This window comes from Cedecea colo (assembly GCF_011808225.1).
Taxonomy (GTDB): domain Bacteria; phylum Pseudomonadota; class Gammaproteobacteria; order Enterobacterales; family Enterobacteriaceae; genus Dryocola; species Dryocola colo.
Genome location: NZ_SOYS01000002.1, coordinates 685,211 through 702,673, shown reverse-complemented (window position 1 = coordinate 702,673; position 17,463 = coordinate 685,211). Strand labels below are relative to the sequence as shown.

Below are 17,463 nucleotides of genomic sequence, written 5' to 3'. Positions count from 1 at the left end.
GTTCTTATCGACGTGGGCCAGCTTTTAGTGACTTAAGATCGAATTAAATGCTTCTTCACGGCGAACGACATTGACTCTATGCCTACAGCAAACTTACGCCTTTTTCCTAATAACAACAGCTTCTCCATTTACCGCCAACTCATCCACATAATCCCCATACCACTGCAACATATCCCTACGCTGCTCCAAGTACTGCGCATGGTTGTATGTGCCACGAATGGTGTTCTTATCCACATGAGCAAGCTGTAACTCGATCCGCGCCGTGTTATAGATTTGTTCATGTAGGATCGTACTCATCGTGTGCCTAAAGCCATGCCCCGTAGCCTTCCCGTGATACCCAATCCTTTTTAATACCTGATTAATACTCGCTTCGCTCATTGGCTTGATGATGTTGTTGCGCCCAGGAAATACCAGGTTATAACGCCCCGTAATTGCCTGGATCTCTCGTAGTGCTGCCTCAACTTGAGCAGATAGGGGTACAAGGTGAGGGCGGCGCATCTTCATCCTTTCTACCGGTACTTCCCAAACCCGTTTGTTGAAGTCGAATTCTTTCCATTCAGCATGCGGAGTTCAATAGTACGAACGCCCGTTAACATCAGAATCTTTGTTGCCAGCCGAGTTATTGGGCTACCAGAATAAGCGGCGAGAGCTTGCAAGAAAGCCGGAAGTTCATCAGCTAACAGATGAAGATAGTGCACAGATTTTGGCGGGGTTAACGCACTTGCCAGCTCCGATGCAGGGTTAGCTTCAGCTCGACCAGTGACAATGGCGTAACGAAACACTTGGTTGCAGGCCTGACGGATTTTGCGCAACTTGTCGAGGACACCTCGTTTTTCGAGTTTACGAAGTGAACTGAGGATCTCCAGAGGTTTTACCTCTGCAATTGGGCGCTTACCGATATCAGGAAAGATATCGTTTTCAAACGCTTCCATAATGCCTTCAGCGTAACCCTTTGACCAGTTAGGGCGCTTGTACTCATGCCATTCCAGAGCGATAGCTTTGAAGGTATTTTCTACCGTTGCCTTGCGAGCTTGTTTCTCAACCTTTTTCTGTTCACTGGGGTCGATAGCGTTAGCGACATGCCGCTTAGCTTCATCTCTTCGTTGCCTGGCTCAGATAAAGAAATCTCAGGATAGATACCCAACGCCAACATCTTTTGCTTACCGTCAAAGCGGTACTGCAAGCGCCAGTATTTAGATCCATTAGGATGAACCATTAAATGCATTCCTTCGCCGTCTGTAAGCTTGTAAAGCTTGTCGGTAGGCTTTGCACTTCTTACCTTTACATCGGTTAATGCCATTTGAGGCTCTCCGTTGTTGGCTGTTGGTACAAGATTTCATTGAACAGGGTTGTACCATCACATATACCAACAGATACAACTCGATGCAGGCAGATGTAGGTAGACTTTGAGAGAGTTTCGACGCGCTAAAATTAGCCAACTTTCTGAATTTCAGGCATAAAAAAAGACGTCGGTTGACGTCTGTTTACTTCGAAATGGTACGCCCTACAGGGCTCGAACCTGTGACCTACGGCTTAGAAGGCCGTTGCTCTATCCAACTGAGCTAAGGGCGCACTGCAGAAGTGCCGTTCCGATTTGTGCATATTCTTCGGAACGCTCGGATTATACGGTCAGCACCTTTCTAGTCAATGGCTTTTCAATCACCTGCGCGACAATTGAGCATCCAGGCAGAACTTTGCCTGACAGCAGGGCCCGCTTCTGACAAAATAGAAACAATCCCCCTCCTGGTTTATTACAGACGGAATACTTCGACTGATGGCAGCAAAGATTATTGACGGTAAAACGATTGCGCAGCAGGTACGGCTTGAAGTGGCAGAAATTGTACAGGCCCGAATTGCCGCCGGAAAACGTGCCCCTGGCCTGGCCGTTGTGCTGGTTGGCGAGAACCCCGCATCGCAGATTTATGTCGGCAGCAAACGCAAAGCTTGTGAAGAAGTGGGTTTTATCTCCCGTTCTTACGATCTGCCTGATACCACCACCGAAGCAGAGCTGCTGGAGCTGATTGATACGCTCAACGCAGACAGAGAGATCGACGGCATTCTGGTTCAGCTTCCGCTGCCGGCGGGTATCGATAATGTGAAGGTGCTGGAACGTATCGATCCGGACAAAGACGTTGATGGTTTCCATCCGTATAACGTAGGCCGTTTGTGCCAACGCGCGCCGCGTCTGCGTCCTTGCACGCCACGCGGCATCGTGACGCTGCTTGAGCGTTACAACATTGATACCTACGGTCTGAACGCTGTAGTTATCGGCGCGTCGAATATTGTTGGCCGCCCGATGAGCATGGAACTGCTGCTGGCTGGCTGCACCACCACCGTCACGCATCGCTTTACCAAAAATCTTCGCCACCACGTTGAGAACGCCGATTTAGTCATTGTTGCCGTCGGCAAACCGGGCTTTATTCCGGGCGAGTGGATCAAGGAAGGGGCGATCGTTGTGGACGTGGGCATCAACCGTCTGGAGAGCGGCAAAGTGGTGGGCGACGTAAATTATGATGAAGCCGCCGCCAAAGCCTCGTATATTACGCCGGTTCCGGGTGGCGTTGGCCCAATGACCGTCGCCACTCTTATCCAGAATACCTTGCAGGCCTGCGAGGAATATCATGATGTCGATGGAGAGTAAAATGGCGACCTTCTCATTAGGAAAACACCCCCACGTTGAACTGTGCGATCTGCTGAAGCTGGAAGGCTGGTGCGAAAGCGGTGCGCAGGCGAAAGCGGTGATTGCCGAAGGCCTGGTGAAGGTAAACGGCGAAGTGGAAACCCGCAAACGCTGCAAGATCGTTGCAGGCCAGACGGTGAGCTTTGAAAGCCTGAGCATTACGGTTCAGGCTTAAGATTTCCCCGCATCCCAACCCTCTTCCTCAGGAAGAGGGTGCTGTCCGGTATTATTCCCGTCAAAACCCCTACAAATGTCAGGTTAAAACCTGCGCAGCTTCAAATATTCGATAACAGTATGGCTACATCCCTGATTTTAAGTTGCCGGGAAAAACGCGTTTCGTCACTATAAGTAGAACGTTCTAGTAGAACGTTCTACTTACCATAAAAACGCGTAAACAAAACGCGATGGCAGCGTCAACACCGGGGGTTTTCTATGAGTGTGTTATCAAGCATTACGAAATCGTTATCTAAGCTGTCGATGATAGGCCGCGCATTAATGCTGCCTATTTCACTGCTTCCTGCTGCGGGTCTGTTACTGGCCTTCGGCGATAAATTCCATTTACCGTTAATGATGAACGCGGGCGGGGTGATCTTCGATAACCTACCGATGCTGTTCGCCATTGGTTCTGCGGTAGGGCTGGCGGCGGAGTCGGGGATTGCTGCATTGTCGGCGGCGGTATCGGTCTTTATTATCAATATGACCATCGGCACGATCCTGCGCATCACGCCGGAAATGGCGGCGGCGGGCGGAAAATATGCCATGGTTGTGGGCATTCCGACGCTGCAAATGGGCGTCTTCGGCGGCCTGATTTCCGGCATTCTCGCTGCGTGGTGCTATAACAAATTCCACACCATGCAGCTCCCTGAATTCCTGGGGTTCTTCTCCGGCAAGCGTTTCGTGGCTATTGCTACGGCATTTCTTTCCTTCCTGCTTGGCATGGCGTTGCCGTGGGTGTGGCAGTACATCCAGTCGGGGATTGATTCGCTCTCGGTTATTGTGAATGGCGACAACCAGGCATTATCCACCTTTATCTTTGGCCTGACCGAGCGTGCGCTTATCCCGCTTGGCCTGCACCATATCTGGTATCCGTCGTTCTGGTACTCGTTTGGGGAATACACCACGCATGCAGGCCAGGTGATTCACGGCGACCAGACAATCTGGTTCAAGATGCTGGAAGAAGGCGTAAAATCCTTCAGCAGCGACAGCTACCAGAATGCCGGGAAATTTATGCAGGGCGAGTTCCCGCTGATGCTGTTTGCGTTGCCGGCCGCGTGTCTGGCGATGTATCACGAAGCGAACACCAAAAATAAGAAAATTGCCTCCGGTATTCTGTTCTCTGCGGCGCTGACCTGTTTTCTGACGGGCATCACCGAGCCGGTTGAATTTACCTTTATTTTTGTAGCGCCGATTCTGTACGTCTTTAACGCGATCATGGCCGGGCTGTCTTATATGTGCATGTACTTGCTGCATGCGCATATCGCTAAGTCCTTCTCGGCGGGCATGATTGACTATATTTCCTTTGGTATTCTGCCGTCGTTTAACGGTTATCAGACTAACTTCCTGATGGCGGTTGTAGTAGGCGTGCCGATGGCGCTGATTTACTACTTCACCTTCCGCTTTGTCATTCGTCGTTTCGATGTGAAAACGCCGGGCCGTGCGGATGTGACGACGAATGCCAATGACAAAACCGATACCGAACTGGCTGGTGATATCATCGGTCTGCTGGGCGGTGCGGAGAACATCAGCTCCGTCGGGTCGTGCATCACGCGCCTGCGTCTGGAAGTGGATAAGAGCGATAAGGTCGATAAAGAAGGTCTGAACAGCCTCGGTGCGCGCGGCGTGGTGTTTGTCGGCGATGCGGGTATTCAGGTGATATTCGGTGCCAGGGCGCAGTTTATTGCCCAGACCATGTCGACGATGATAGGTAAATAGCGCCTTTTAAAGAAGTATCAGCCCCCTGTAGGTTTACCGGGGGCTTTATGGTATTGATAATAAGGAAATTTGCATGAAAGGAGCGCGATGAAAAAGGTCAATATCATTGACGTAGCCCAGCTGGCTGGCGTCTCCGTCTCGACGGTGTCTCTGGTGCTGCGTAATAAGGGGAAAATCTCCGAAGCCACCATTGGCAAGGTCAACGCCGCCATTAAGCAGCTTGGCTATGTTCATAACACGGCGGCGGCAAACCTGCGCTCAAATACTTCAAATCTGATTGGCCTGATTATCCGCGATTTTTCCGACTCGTTTTCCGTGAACGTAACGGCAAGCATCGTGCAACAGCTTGAGAAACAGGGATTCATGGTGTTTCTCGGCCAGCCGCAGGACGAGGATCGGCAGCTCCGTCAGTGCTTAACCTCTTTTTCTCAGCAGGGTGTGGCGGGGGTAATTTATCTGAATGCGAACCATTATTCGTCGTCCGTTCCCGAGCTGATAACCGAATGTCCGTTGCCAACGGTCGTTATCTCTGAATCTCCCGTCACCAGCACCAGAGATATTATCGCGCGTGATAATCGCCAGGCCGGGAATCAGGCAACGCGTTATCTCATTGAGCGCGGGCACCGTAATATCGCCTGGCTTGGCGGCACCGCAGGCTGTCTGATTCGTCAGGAACGGCTGTTGGGCTATCGCGGGGCGCTCGCACAGTACAATTTACCGTTTCGTGAAGAGTGGGCGCCAGCCTGCGATAATGATACGCTTGCGGCAGCAACGGCAACCCGCATTTTGCTTGAGCAAAGCAACAAAATCAGCGCCATTCTCTGTCATTCCCCTCCCGTAATTATCGGTTGCCTGAGCGGCATCCAGCAGGTAGGGCGCAACGTGGGCAAAGATGTGTTTCTGACCCAGCAGGTTTCATTGATTGGCTTTGAAGATATGATGCATATCAACCTGACATCGCCGTTGTTCAGCTACGTCTCGGCATCAAGCGAAGAGACCGGGCGCCAGGCGGCGACGCTTATCATCAATAAAATAAAAACGCCCGCGTTACCGGTGCAAAAGATCGTTATTTCCGGTGAGCTGGTACTGCGTGAATCGGCATAGCATTCTTTTATTTCTTACGAATTAATTAACTGCCCCAGACTCTGTTTCATGCCTTTGTCATTTTTCAAATATCAACGTTTATTAAAAATGGCCTGGCTGATTTTTTATCGTTTCGTCTTCGTTATTTTTGCAGTTTGTGAACGGGCAGCGGTTTATATTGCAAACGACAGGGCTTTTGGACAGAATGTTTCCTCCTGTCACCAGAGTTTCCTGATCTATGTTAAAACCTCGCGCCTTTGCTCTGCTTATATTTCTGAGCTTTTTTAGCGGCAGCGCTCTGGCGGTGAATTGCCTGCGTGCCAGCACGCCGCTGGAAAATACCGTCTGTAACAACGACAACCTTCGCTGGCTGGACAGCACTATGACGGTTATTTATCGCACGATGCTCGTCAACAATGATTCCAGGAAAGTGCGTAAAGATTACACCCAATGGGAGTCGTCGCTGGAAAGTTGCACCACTGATAGCTGTATTGAACGCGCCTATTACGAAGGGATCGGCAAAATCTCTGATGTGGATAATCAGTTTGACTGGCAAGGGCAGTGGTGGAATATGCGCGCGCCCAACATGAGTGGTGGGACGATACAGTTTAGCCGTAGCGCTGAATGGAGCATTACTATCGATATGCACGCGTGGGCCGGATTGAATAAGGATGATTTTACGGCGGAAGCACGCAAGATATACGGCATGGCCGTTGTTGAGAAAATGATAGACACAAGCAACTGCAGGCTGCTGATTATTCCTAAAAAAGACGGCTTTCTTCAGGTGCACAGTAATGCCGACCTGGGGTGCCGGTTGTTGATGCCTTCCGGGGTGTTCTTCGACGGACGTTACGAAAAATCAAATAGCGATCCCCGCCCGAAACCAACGTTGTTTACGCTGGGTATTTTTGACAATAAAGCGCGTGATAAACGTTTCCATGCGCTTACCGGTGAGGATTATCAAAAATTTGTCGAAACCGCGAACATGTTTATTTATCAGGATGATATTGACAATATTGGCGCCCGGGTCCTGTCGATGTGGGTGCGTGGGGCGGCGAACCGTCAGACGGCAATTATTATGTATACCCCGGAAGGAAAAATCTGGGCGGGGCGTATCTCGCCTTCAGCACAGGGTGAACTTCAATTACACTATTACACCTCCGAAAATAAAGACGTGAAGTACATGCCGCGTACCCTGGTGAGATGGAAAATGCGTTTTCTGAATAATTAGTTTTAATCAACGCAGATAATGTTCATCGCTAAGCTCTATTTTTATTTATTACAGCTTATCGCTGTTAACGATAAGCGTGTAATATTTTTTGATTTATCAAGTGATAGCTTGTGTGATTAATTGTCCATAATAAATTTTTGTAACTCCCTGATTATAAAAGGTTAATATTTTAATACCCAATAAAAAAAAGACAATTGCCGGTGCCTGAGTATACTCGTTCTCAATGGATGCAATAATGTTGTAATCTCAGTTGGTGAGATTTTTAATTACGTTGGTGACGTCTTATGGATATCGGGGTTAAAAGAGAGGCACGAAATGAACACGATTTTTTTGCCAGCGCTCCCGCCAGTTTAAATTTATTTTCGTTAGCCCGCCGCGTAGCACGGTTTAATGTGCCGGTATTGATTACCGGAGAAACCGGAACGGGTAAAGAATATGTTGCAAAATATATTCATCAGAACGCCGCCGGAAAAGCTACGCCTTATATTGGCGTTAACTGCGCAGCTATTCCCGAAAGCATGCTGGAAACTATTTTATTCGGCAATGAGAAAGGTGCCTTTACCGGAGCAATCGCCAGCGTGCCGGGTAAGTTTGAGCAGGCGAACGGCGGTACGATAGTATTTGAAGAAATCTGCGATATGCCGCTGACGTTGCAGGCCAGGCTATTACGTGTGCTGCAAGAGCAGGAGTTCGAATGCTCGGGAAGCCACCGGCGTATCCCTCTGGATATTCGCCTGATGGCCTCGACAAATAAAGATTTGCAGGTTGAGATAGCCGAAGGCCGTTTCCGACAGGATCTGTTTTATCGCATTTCAGTGATACCGATTCATATCACGCCGTTACGCGAACGCAAACAGGATATCATTCCGCTGGCGCTGCGCTTTATCAATAAATACCAGGCTCTCTGCGAGAGGAAAATCCATCTCGGTGACGAGGCGCGTGACGTGTTACTGAGCCACGACTGGCTGGGCAACGCGCGCGAACTTGAGAATGTCATTCAACGCGGGCTAATTTTGTGTAACGGCGTGGAAATGACGCCGCAGGATTTAGGTCTGGCGCAGAAAAATACCCTTTTAACAGCAGTACCTTCCGCTGACGTAATGTCTGTTTATCAGGACATGCAGAGCGGCGACCTTAGTGGCTCGATGTCCGCCATGCGCAACGTCAAGCTGCATGGCCGCATGGCGGAATACCAGTACATCATTGGGTTACTGAAGCGACACAAAGGCAATAAATTGAAAACCGCAGAGTTTTTAGGTATTACCCCCCGGGCGTTGCGCTATCGGCTGGCGTCGATGCGCGATAAGGGAGTTGATATTGGGGATTGCTGACAAAGAAGGAGAAAGCGTGGTTTTTCCTTCTTTATGGTTAACGGCCTAAAATCTACCATTTGATTTTAAAATGAATTTTAACAAAGGAGTATTTCAGCACCTTGCACGCCATGAGGCTTGTCATCAGTCTCATTGAAAGTTATTCCTGACGCGCCCGGCAGGACTAAAAAAGAAAAAATTTCATTATCCGGCAGCGTTAAGCGAGGCAACGAACGGCAGTAATACCGCATCGCATCATCGCTGTAACGGATAGAGAAAGATCAACCCGTTCTGACCCACCACAATAGGCTGCTGCTTCATTTGCAACGGCTCCATCCAGACGTCCGTATGCAGCAGCAGATCGGTCAGGCCATCAACCATTAATCCTGAGCGGATGGTGCTTGAATAAATGGGCGTATAGGAAAAGAATATTTTTCCACCGTCAAGGTCCAGCCTGGTGAGCTTACCTTTAAGCACGAAGCGGTTATCATCCGGACTGGTAATGGTCGTCAGGATAGTGTTGCCGACGGACCGCATACTGGCGTCGTAAATCTCTTTACGTTGCGACATCAGATCGTAAAATCCCATCTGCATAATGCCCTGAAATTTCTGCGGAAGTGGCGGGTTTACGGGCCATATAAAAAAACTTATCGTTATCAGTATCGCCAGCAATAGCGCTCCGCCGGATAACCACTTATTCACCGGAACAGCTAGCCATTTCATTCAGCTTCCTCTTTGTTTCACGCAGGATAAGATTGTTTAACTGCCCGCTATCGATACGCCAGTGGTAAATAGCCATGGCTAATTGTGTGCTGTCGCAGCGGTTTTCTATTGAGAAGGTATAATCCAGCGTCTGGTCGATGCTCATATAATAAACGTTCATCGTCATGGCTTGCGCCTTGAGTATTTGGTTTAGCTGATAAAGCGTGTCCTTAAGCTTGCCGGAAATTCGATCTTTATTGCGATCCGGGGCGCTGGCTGGTGAGATTTTGTAGATGTATATATTGCTGTAGACATCGGTTTCTTGCTCATTCACCAGCAGACGATTTTGTCGGCCTTCCAGGAAATACCACGTGCCCGCGCAGGCGAACAGCGCCGCCAGGATCGCCACGATTAACGTAATGAACAGGCGGCAATAGCGTTGTTCAGAGGCATAAGGCGGTGCCGAAACGATGCTAAGGGCTTTGTTTTCTGGCGGTTCTGCGGGAAAGGCCTGCATTACCGAAGCAGGGTTTTCCTGCTCCGGCAGGGTAACAAAGATGGGTTGCCGGGCGGATAAAGAGCCGGTCGAGCTTTCTGCTGGAAACCCATCGTCATTTTCTTTGACTTCGTTTTCCTCTTTAACTACCGAACAGCAATATTCCGCCTCCAGAAGATACCCTTTTTTAGGTATTGTTTTGATGATCTTCTGTCGCTTGCCATTATCTTCCAGCGCTGAACGCAACGCATGAATAGCATTTGGTAAGCTATTGTTACCAATAACTCTCCTTTCCCATACCAGATTGGTCAATTGGTCACGAGTGAGGATTTTCCCGGTATTCTGGATAAATACCTCAAGGAGCTTTAATTGATATTCGCCCAGCCTTTTTCGTTCGCCGGTAGTCAGGTGAAGAATGGAGCCGGAGGGTATATCTATTAACCAGTTATTTACAGAGAAATAGGATTTATTCATTTTCAATAGCGGCAGTAAACCATTCCTGTAAGTACAATTAATTTTAACCGGGCCTAAAAAGCACCACTCATAATTAAAATTAATCATTAAGTCCATTTAGTGCCCATACATGGACGGCGGCTCGCTACGAGAGAAGGTTAAGAGCCGATTGCTCTTATTCGTGCAGCGCCTCTTCAGGAAAACAGGGCACCCAAAGCGCGTCAGTTGCCGGGGCGAAGGCAGGAAAGGTTCTTCCTGATGCCTTTTTACGCTATAAAAATGTACCGCGCAACCTGTAAGCCAGCGAACTTTTTATTCCCTTTTTAAGAAAGTACAATGCAGGTTAATAAGTATTAACTTATGTAACAAAAAGAAAGTATAACGGCTCACGCGCCGAGCCTTTAAGCGTTTGTAGCCCTTTTTATGTAGTTATGCAGTTATAATTACATTACGGAAATGACCAGAGAATTTAAACTGTTTTGCTGGTTTGAACTTTACGAGCGGCAGCTTATTTATCGATAATGTTTTTATTATGTTGCCCGTTATGGCTGTCTTGTAAAATAAAAGGGCGACCGGAATGGTTAGGTAAGAAGGTTAAGTTGTTTATGCTTTTTGAGTTTTCCATTCGCCGTTTTGGCGGCGGTATAAACCGCCGCTCCCGGGTGAACGGAACCGGTTAGCGATGGAACTCGCCAGCCGCCTCCGGCTGAAACTCTAACGCCAGTACTTCGAGGTTAGTCTGGCTGCCGTTTGGCAATACCCAGTTAATCGTATCCCCGATGCGCAAGCCCAGCAGTGCGGCTCCAACCGGAGCCATGACGGATAAGTGAGTATCGCTGTCCGTCAGGTTAGCGGGATAAACCAGCGTGCGAACATGCTCTTCTCCGGACGACAGGTCACGGAATTTCACGCGGCTGTTCATGGTGACCACGTCCGCAGGGATTTTTTCCGGGCTGCACATCTCGGCACGGTCCAGCTCTGCGTTCAGCGCCTGCGCTACCGGAAGGGTAGCATATTGCGGCTGTTCCAGCAGACGGTCGAGACGCTCGGCATCGAGGTCGTTAATGATGATGGCAGGTCTGGACATAATTCTCTCCGTGTAAAAAACAGGCACTCATGTGCGTGGTATAGAAACCGTACAAAGAAAAACCCTCACCGTAAACGATGAGGGTCTGGTCTTTACCGATGATACTGAGCTTAAGCTCTGGTTAAAAGTGACCGAAGTCACAAACACGTACCATCAGCTAATTACAGGATGATACTGCCTATCAGCGCAAACACAAAGGCGATAGTGCCAATCAGGGTTTCCATCACGGTCCAGGTTTTCAGCGTGGTCTTCTCGTCCATCTCAAGGAATCGTCCAACCAGCCAGAAACCGGAGTCGTTAACGTGAGACAGTACGGTGGCACCGCCGGCAATCGCGATGACGATAAAGCACAGGTCGAACTCGCTAAGGCCGGCCGTTGCGGCAACCATCGGCGAAACCAGCGCTGCGGTCGTTGTCAGCGCAACCGTTGCAGAACCTTGTGCTACACGCAGGGCGGTAGAGATAACAAAAGCCGCAACGATAACCGGCATACCGGTATCGGACAGCACGCCCGCCAGCGCATCGCCAATGCCGCTGGCCCGCAGAACGCCACCGAACATACCGCCCGCACCCGTCACCAGGATGATGCCGCAGATGGGACCAAGCGCGCCATCGCATACCTTTTCCAGATGCTGACGGGTATGGTTGCGGCTAAAGACCAGCAGCGCAAAGAACACGGTGATCAGCAGCGCGACCGGTGTTTTACCCAGCATACGCAGGAAATTCACCAGCGTATTATTGGCGCTTACCCAACCCAGCACCGTCGCGGTGTTCAGGCCGGTATCAAGGAAGATTAACACCAGCGGCATAAGCAGAATGGAAAGCACCATGCCGAACGACGGCGGCTGGTGATTAGCATCGGCTTCAATACTGCCCAGGAAAGAAGAAGGCAGTTTGATATCAAATTTCTTACCCGCGTACTGGCCGTACAGGTAGGCGCCCAGATACCAGGTCGGGATCGCAATAACCAGGCCGGTGATGACCAGCAGGCCGATGTTTGCGCCCAGCAGTTCACTGGCGGCAACCGGACCCGGATGCGGCGGCACCAGAGCATGCATGACGGCAAATGCCCCCGCCGCCGGGAAGGCGTACTTCAGAGTCGAGCCGCCAAACTGTTTTGCCACGCTGAAAATAATCGGCAGCATAACAACCAGACCGGCGTCAAAGAAGATAGGAAAACCGAACAGTAACGAAGCCACGCCCAGTGCGAACGGCGCACGGTGCGGGCCAAACTTACCGATAAGCGTATCCGCCAGCACTTTCGCACCGCCAGAAATTTCCAGTAAACGACCAATCATCGCTCCCAGACCTACCAGCAGCGCAACGCTCGCCAGCGTGCCGCCAAAACCGGTCAGCAGCGTCGGGACAACTTTATCAAACGGAACACCGGTCACGAGTGCGGTGGCAATACTTACAAGGATTAACGCCAGGAAAGCATGCACTTTAAAACGCATGATAAGAACAAGCAGGAGCACTACTGCACAGGCTGCAATTCCCAGCAATGTACCCGCACTGTAATGCGCAGTTATTTCGGTCATAATAATTATCCTCGGGCCGAATTTCAGGTGAAAAGCTGTTAAGCATAATTCACTACGTTTCTGATACCGGTAACATGATATCGGTAACATTACGCATTCGGGAACGGGGCTGGTCATATTTGTTAACATTTTGCGAGCAGAGTCAAACTATCGAAATAAACCGTCCGAAATGAGATCCAGCGAATTGCTCATCGTAAATAAACCTGCCATGCGACAGATTTGCATTACCCTTTATGGGCGCCTCTCACTTGCTTGCTAACCGCGGTTTTCACCTGTTCAGGAAATATCATGAGCCGTTACGACAAACTCGCGTTAAAAGATCTCCTCCACGCTTGTTATCCACGGCAACGACGACCAAATCGTTCCGTTCAAACTGCGCTTTTAACCGTAACAGATAGCGTTTAGTTGTGCTCATGATGACCTCCTTAGTCGATACCAAAAGCCTGACGCCATAAACACGCTTTTTCCTTCTTTGTCAGCGATCTGAAGTTATCTTTTTTACGCTTCCGTATTTAATTTGCCGTATAGCGCGTTTCAGCCAGCGGCGTAATAAAAAAGCTATATCCGTGCAGTAGCTCCAGATTTTGCACAAAGATCGGTCTGTAATCTTGCCGCTTGGTCAGATCGTTAACTAACGTTTTGGATGGCATGGCTATTTTTACGCCACCTTTGGTTACGTCTGACAGAAGAGGACAAAATGAAAAAGCTGACGTTAAGTCTTATTACCTTAGCGCTTGCGGGTGTCACCAACGCCGCGCTTGCCGATACCCTGCGCATGGAATGCCCGATTTCCCCTGGCGGTAAGGAATACTGCAACTACGTCAAAGACCGTTTTGAAAAGCAGACCAACAACAAGCTGGAATTTATTGAATTCCCGGCGGCATCGGATGAAAAACTGGCGCTGCTTCAGCAACTGTTCGCGGCCAAAGATGAAAAAGCGGTGGATCTGTTCCAGTCCGATACCATCTGGGTAGGGCTGCTCGATAAGCAAACGCTCGATTTAACCGACGCGGTTGCCGACATGAAAGGCGACTTCTTCCCCGGTCCGTGGGCGAACGACACGGTGAACGGTAAAGTGAAAGCGATCCCGGCTTATCTGGACACCGGCGTGCTCTACTACCGCAAAGATCTGCTGGAAAAATATAAAGAACAACCGCCGAAAACCTGGGAAGATCTGACGCGCATCGCCACTAAAGTACAGGCTGAAGAGCGCAAGGCCGGCCATAAAAACTTCTGGGGAATGATCTTCCAGGGCAAATCGTATGAAGGGCTAACCTGTAACGCGCTGGAGTGGATTGATTCTTACGGCGGCGGCACGTTTATCGACGAAAAAGGAAACGTGACCATAAACAATCCTAAGGCCGCAGCGGCGCTGGATATGGTCGCAGGCTGGATCGGTAAAATCACGCCGAAAGGGGCGCTTGGCTATAAAGAGGAAGAGTCCCGCGCCGTGTTCCAGAACGGCGACGCGCTGTTTATGCGCAACTGGCCTTACGCCTATCTGCTCTCGCAGGGTGAGGACAGTCCGCTGAAGGGTAAAGTTGGTGTGGCGCCGCTCCCGGCCGGGCCGGACGGCAAATCTGCCAACGCGCTGGGCGGCTGGCAGTGGTCGGTTAACGCCAACACTAAAAACAAAGACGCGGCTATCGCCTTGCTGAAGATCCTCACCGATGCCGACTCCCAGAAAATGCAGTTGAAATATCTTGGTTTTGCTCCAACACGTTCCGCGCTGTATGAAGACAAGGCCGTTCTGGAAACCGCACCGCATCTGACGATGTTTAAAGAGATCTTCGCCAATGCGGTGCCACGCCCGGCAACGGCGACCAAAAGCCAGTATCCGCGCGTCTCTAACGCTATCTTCAACGTAACGTTCAAAGTACTTAACGGCGGCACTGACGGGAAAGCTGCCGTTGCGGATCTGCAAAAACGCCTGGAACGCGTGAAAGGTAAGGACTGGCATTAATTGGCTCGTTCCGGCTATCAACAGCGCCGCCGCCGTATCGCGTGGATACTGGTGGCTCCCGCGCTTGTATTGCTTGCACTGGCGGCCGGGTGGCCGCTGGTGCGCACCTTCTTCTTTAGCTTCACCAATGCGATGCTCGATAACCCGTCCGAGTATGAAATGGTGGGGCTGGCGAACTACTATGCCAGCAACGCTGGCGACAGCAGCGGCGTGCTGGTCGATCCGCTCTGGTGGCAGGCGGTAGGCAATACGCTGTGGTTTACCGTCATGTCGGTTGGCCTTGAGTTGTTGTTCGGCATGTTGCTGGCTTTGCTGATGAACCAGAAGTTTCGCGGCCAGGGGCTGGTGCGCACCGCCATCCTGGTGCCGTGGGCCATTCCAACAATAGTGAGCGCCAAAATGTGGGGCTGGATGTTCCACGATCAGTATGGCGTGGTAAACGATCTGCTGGCGAAGATCTTTGGCTATCAGGCGCATCTGGCGTGGATTGCCGAACCTTCGCTTTCCATGTGGGCGGTGGTGATTGCCGATGTCTGGAAGACCACGCCCTTTATGGCGCTGATGCTGCTGGCGGCGCTACAGCTTATTCCTAACGATCTGTACGAGGCGGCTCGGGTGGACGGCGCCAGCGCGTGGCAGCGCTTCAGACGCATCACGCTGCCGCTGATCATGCCCGCGATGATCGTGGCGCTGATCTTCCGCGTGATGGACGCCATGCGCATCTTCGATCTGATATTTGTGCTGACTTCCAACAGCGAGGCGACGATGTCCGTTTCCGGCTACGCGCGTGAGCAAATCGTCTCCTACCAGGACATGGGCGTGGGCTCGGCGGCGTCGGTGCTGGTGTTTATGATGGTGGCGGGCATTGCCGCCTGCTTTATCCGCGTCTCACGTTTAAACGAGAAGGAGAAGCGGTGATGAAAACCACTCGTCGACAGCGCAAGTTCGCGCAAAATTTTGTGATTTATGCCGGGGCGACTTTCGCCGTGCTGTTCTGCGTGTTCCCCTTTTACTACGCGATTGTGACTTCATTACGTACCGGCCAGGAGCTTTTTTTACCGGCTTATTTACCCAGCGGCTACCACTGGCACAACTACGTGGTGGCGCTGGTGGATAACGGCATCGCACGCAGCCTGCTGAACTCCGTACTGGTGGCGACAATTACCGTTGGCATCTGCCTGCTGGTTTCCATCACGGCTTCTTTTGCCCTGGCGCGCGTGCAGTTTCGTGGCCGTAAGTTTCTGTTATTCACCATCCTTTGTGTCTCGATGTTCCCGCAGGTGGCGGTGCTGACCGGCATGTTTGAGCTGGTGCGTTTCCTGGGACTTTACAATTCGCTCGGCGCGCTCATCCTTTCCTACACCACCTTTTCGCTGCCCTTTACCGTCTGGGTGTTAACGACGTTTATGAAGTCGATCCCCGTGGAGCTGGAAGAGGCGGCGATTGTCGACGGGGCGAAAACCTGGACCATCATCCGGCGAGTCTTCGCGCCGATCCTTGCGCCTGCGCTGGTCACCACCGGGCTGCTGGCATTTATCGGCGCGTGGAATGAATTCATGTTTGCGTTGACGTTTATTATTTCCGGGGAGAAACGCACCGTGCCGGTGGCGATAAGCATGTTCAGCGGCGCCTCTACGTTTGAACTCCCCTGGGGCAGCATTATGGCGGCCTCGGTAGTGGTAACGCTGCCGATAATCGTGCTGGTGCTCATCTTCCAGAAACGTATTGTCAGCGGGCTGACCAGTGGAGCGATTAAGGGATAACTATGGCGCAACTCGTACTCGATAAAATCCAGAAACGCTACGGCACCTCGTCAGAAGTGATTAAACCGCTCGATCTTGAAGTGAACAGCGGAGAGTTTGTGGTGGTGGTGGGGCCATCCGGCTGCGGCAAGTCCACGCTGTTACGCATGGTGGCGGGGCTTGAGGAAATCAGCGGCGGTGAGATGCGCATTGACGGCACGCGCGTTAACGACGATTCCCCGTCCGAGCGCGGCATCGGCATGGTGTTTCAGTCTTACGCGCTCTATCCGCATATGACGGTGTATCAAAACATGGCGTTCGCGCTGGAAATGGCGAAGCTGCCGGTGAAGGAGATCGACGAAAAGGTGCGTGAAAGCGCGCGCATTTTGCAACTGGAGCACTTACTCGACAGACGGCCGAAAGATCTTTCCGGCGGCCAGCGGCAGCGTGTGGCCATTGGCCGGGCGATTGTGCGGGAACCCAGCCTGTTTTTGTTCGACGAACCGCTGTCGAACCTGGACGCCTCTTTACGCGTGCAGATGCGTATGGAAATCGCCGCGCTGCACAAGCGCATCAACGCCACCATTCTCTACGTCACCCACGATCAGGTTGAAGCGATGACGCTTGCCGACAGGATAGTCGTGCTTAACCAGGGACAAATCGAACAGGTGGGTACGCCGCTTGATCTTTACGATCGTCCGGCGAACGAATTTGTCGCCCAGTTTATCGGTTCGCCAAAAATGAATTTGATTCCGGGCGTGCTGACCCACGGAAGCGAGCAGCGCAGCGAAGTGATGCTTGAGAACCGCCAGCAAATCATTTTGCCGATAGCCAGCCATGGGGAAGCGCAAAACGTGCGGCTGGGGATTCGCCCTGAACACATTCAGCTTACAGAGCTTGCCCACGCGGATGTCGAGGGAGAGGTGCTGTTTGTGGAACATATGGGCAACGAAACGCTGCTTTACGTAAATAGCGGTTACGGTAGCGAACCGTTAGTGATGCGCCATACTGAAAGACTCGAAATCAAACCCGACCAGCGTATCGGCCTGCGTCTGCCGCCGGAAAGCTGTTATTTGTTTGATGATGCCGGGCGGGCTTTTGAGCGTTTAGTTTGAAATTTTCCCCTCACCCTAACCCGCTTTCCAGAGGAAAGAGGGAACAAAACTGAGTTTTCTTCTCGCCACTCAGCGAGAGGGAACCGGAGCTAACTTTTCTCTCTCCCAAAGGGGAAAGGGTTAGGGCGAGG

The 17,463-nt window shown here is 51.1% G+C and carries 15 protein-coding genes, 1 tRNA gene and 1 pseudogene; 10 read left to right on the top strand and 7 right to left on the bottom strand.

Features of this window, described 5'->3' with window-relative positions; all coding sequences use genetic code 11:
- Nucleotides 1–93: 93 nt before the first annotated feature.
- Both E2L00_RS07850 and E2L00_RS07845 read right to left on the bottom strand, forming a co-directional pair.
- Nucleotides 94–1,300 (bottom strand): annotated as a pseudogene (locus tag E2L00_RS07850) (tyrosine-type recombinase/integrase).
- Nucleotides 1,301–1,495: 195 nt separating this feature from the next.
- Nucleotides 1,496–1,572, bottom strand: a tRNA-Arg gene (locus tag E2L00_RS07845).
- A gap of 202 nt (nucleotides 1,573–1,774) precedes the next feature.
- Between E2L00_RS07845 and folD the strand changes: the two genes are divergently transcribed.
- From folD to E2L00_RS07815, 6 genes are all read left to right on the top strand, one after another.
- Nucleotides 1,775–2,641: a bifunctional methylenetetrahydrofolate dehydrogenase/methenyltetrahydrofolate cyclohydrolase FolD gene (gene folD, locus E2L00_RS07840; protein ID WP_167609342.1), complete on the top strand. Its 867-nt coding sequence runs from the start codon at nucleotides 1,775–1,777 to the stop codon at nucleotides 2,639–2,641.
- 1 nt (nucleotide 2,642) lies between these two features.
- Nucleotides 2,643–2,855: a ribosome-associated protein YbcJ gene (gene ybcJ, locus E2L00_RS07835; protein WP_167609339.1), complete on the top strand. Its 213-nt coding sequence runs from the start codon at nucleotides 2,643–2,645 to the stop codon at nucleotides 2,853–2,855.
- Between the two features lie 257 nt (nucleotides 2,856–3,112).
- Nucleotides 3,113–4,612: a PTS transporter subunit EIIC gene (locus E2L00_RS07830; protein WP_167609336.1), complete on the top strand. Its 1,500-nt coding sequence runs from the start codon at nucleotides 3,113–3,115 to the stop codon at nucleotides 4,610–4,612.
- Between the two features lie 87 nt (nucleotides 4,613–4,699).
- The gene (gene malI / locus E2L00_RS07825; protein ID WP_167609333.1) at nucleotides 4,700–5,716 is read left to right on the top strand and encodes a Mal regulon transcriptional regulator MalI; all 1,017 of its coding nucleotides are present in this window, start codon (nucleotides 4,700–4,702) and stop codon (nucleotides 5,714–5,716) included.
- A gap of 217 nt (nucleotides 5,717–5,933) precedes the next feature.
- Nucleotides 5,934–6,926, top strand: a complete 993-nt coding sequence (locus E2L00_RS07820; protein ID WP_167609330.1) for a lysozyme inhibitor LprI family protein — start codon at nucleotides 5,934–5,936, stop codon at nucleotides 6,924–6,926.
- A gap of 284 nt (nucleotides 6,927–7,210) precedes the next feature.
- Complete coding sequence (locus tag E2L00_RS07815) at nucleotides 7,211–8,257, top strand: sigma 54-interacting transcriptional regulator (RefSeq protein ID WP_167609328.1); 1,047 nt, start codon at nucleotides 7,211–7,213, stop codon at nucleotides 8,255–8,257.
- Between the two features lie 234 nt (nucleotides 8,258–8,491).
- Here E2L00_RS07815 and E2L00_RS07810 read toward each other — a convergent pair whose 3' ends face one another.
- From E2L00_RS07810 to E2L00_RS21795, 5 genes are all read right to left on the bottom strand, one after another.
- The gene (locus tag E2L00_RS07810; protein WP_167609325.1) at nucleotides 8,492–8,959 is read right to left on the bottom strand and encodes a hypothetical protein; all 468 of its coding nucleotides are present in this window, start codon (nucleotides 8,957–8,959) and stop codon (nucleotides 8,492–8,494) included.
- Complete coding sequence (locus E2L00_RS07805; RefSeq protein ID WP_236127690.1) at nucleotides 8,931–10,004, bottom strand: winged helix-turn-helix domain-containing protein; 1,074 nt, start codon at nucleotides 10,002–10,004, stop codon at nucleotides 8,931–8,933. Before E2L00_RS07805 ends, E2L00_RS07810 begins: the two co-directional genes overlap by 29 nt.
- Nucleotides 10,005–10,563: 559 nt before the next feature.
- Nucleotides 10,564–10,974, bottom strand: a complete 411-nt coding sequence (gene rnk, locus E2L00_RS07800) for a nucleoside diphosphate kinase regulator (protein ID WP_167609322.1) — start codon at nucleotides 10,972–10,974, stop codon at nucleotides 10,564–10,566.
- A 161-nt stretch (nucleotides 10,975–11,135) separates the two neighbouring features.
- Nucleotides 11,136–12,512 (bottom strand): GntP family permease, encoded by a 1,377-nt coding sequence (locus E2L00_RS07795; RefSeq protein ID WP_167609319.1) that lies wholly within the window; start codon nucleotides 12,510–12,512, stop codon nucleotides 11,136–11,138.
- Between the two features lie 286 nt (nucleotides 12,513–12,798).
- Nucleotides 12,799–12,927, bottom strand: coding sequence for a hypothetical protein (locus tag E2L00_RS21795; RefSeq protein WP_268903898.1), 129 nt, complete (start codon nucleotides 12,925–12,927; stop codon nucleotides 12,799–12,801).
- 282 nt (nucleotides 12,928–13,209) lie between these two features.
- On the opposite strand from E2L00_RS21795, the gene E2L00_RS07790 reads away from it, so the two are divergent.
- The 4 genes from E2L00_RS07790 to E2L00_RS07775 are packed head-to-tail and all read left to right on the top strand — an operon-like array spanning nucleotide 13,210 to nucleotide 17,332.
- Entirely contained in the window at nucleotides 13,210–14,475 is a 1,266-nt protein-coding gene (locus E2L00_RS07790) for an ABC transporter substrate-binding protein (RefSeq protein ID WP_167609316.1), read from the top strand.
- Nucleotides 14,476–15,393, top strand: coding sequence for a carbohydrate ABC transporter permease (locus E2L00_RS07785; protein ID WP_201279323.1), 918 nt, complete (start codon nucleotides 14,476–14,478; stop codon nucleotides 15,391–15,393).
- Nucleotides 15,393–16,238 carry a carbohydrate ABC transporter permease gene (locus E2L00_RS07780; RefSeq protein WP_167609313.1) on the top strand — a complete coding sequence of 282 codons (846 nt, stop codon included), beginning with the start codon at nucleotides 15,393–15,395 and terminating at the stop codon, nucleotides 16,236–16,238. The genes E2L00_RS07785 and E2L00_RS07780 overlap by 1 nt, the downstream gene beginning before the upstream one ends.
- Nucleotides 16,239–16,240: 2 nt before the next feature.
- The gene (locus E2L00_RS07775) at nucleotides 16,241–17,332 is read left to right on the top strand and encodes an ABC transporter ATP-binding protein (RefSeq protein WP_167609310.1); all 1,092 of its coding nucleotides are present in this window, start codon (nucleotides 16,241–16,243) and stop codon (nucleotides 17,330–17,332) included.
- Nucleotides 17,333–17,463 lie beyond the last annotated feature (131 nt).

Excerpts from the sequence above, each read along its gene's own strand:
- folD (WP_167609342.1), top strand. The coding sequence starts at position 1,775 with ATGGCAGCAAAGATTATTGACGGTAAAACGATTGCGCAGCAGGTACGG.
- ybcJ (WP_167609339.1), top strand. The coding sequence starts at position 2,643 with ATGGCGACCTTCTCATTAGGAAAACACCCCCACGTTGAACTGTGCGAT.
- E2L00_RS07830 (WP_167609336.1), top strand. The coding sequence starts at position 3,113 with ATGAGTGTGTTATCAAGCATTACGAAATCGTTATCTAAGCTGTCGATG.
- malI (WP_167609333.1), top strand. The coding sequence starts at position 4,700 with ATGAAAAAGGTCAATATCATTGACGTAGCCCAGCTGGCTGGCGTCTCC.
- E2L00_RS07820 (WP_167609330.1), top strand. The coding sequence starts at position 5,934 with ATGTTAAAACCTCGCGCCTTTGCTCTGCTTATATTTCTGAGCTTTTTT.
- E2L00_RS07815 (WP_167609328.1), top strand. The coding sequence starts at position 7,211 with ATGGATATCGGGGTTAAAAGAGAGGCACGAAATGAACACGATTTTTTT.
- E2L00_RS07810 (WP_167609325.1), bottom strand. The coding sequence starts at position 8,959 with ATGAAATGGCTAGCTGTTCCGGTGAATAAGTGGTTATCCGGCGGAGCG.
- E2L00_RS07805 (WP_236127690.1), bottom strand. The coding sequence starts at position 10,004 with ATGGACTTAATGATTAATTTTAATTATGAGTGGTGCTTTTTAGGCCCG.
- rnk (WP_167609322.1), bottom strand. The coding sequence starts at position 10,974 with ATGTCCAGACCTGCCATCATCATTAACGACCTCGATGCCGAGCGTCTC.
- E2L00_RS07795 (WP_167609319.1), bottom strand. The coding sequence starts at position 12,512 with ATGACCGAAATAACTGCGCATTACAGTGCGGGTACATTGCTGGGAATT.
- E2L00_RS21795 (WP_268903898.1), bottom strand. The coding sequence starts at position 12,927 with ATGAGCACAACTAAACGCTATCTGTTACGGTTAAAAGCGCAGTTTGAA.
- E2L00_RS07790 (WP_167609316.1), top strand. The coding sequence starts at position 13,210 with ATGAAAAAGCTGACGTTAAGTCTTATTACCTTAGCGCTTGCGGGTGTC.
- E2L00_RS07780 (WP_167609313.1), top strand. The coding sequence starts at position 15,393 with ATGAAAACCACTCGTCGACAGCGCAAGTTCGCGCAAAATTTTGTGATT.
- E2L00_RS07775 (WP_167609310.1), top strand. The coding sequence starts at position 16,241 with ATGGCGCAACTCGTACTCGATAAAATCCAGAAACGCTACGGCACCTCG.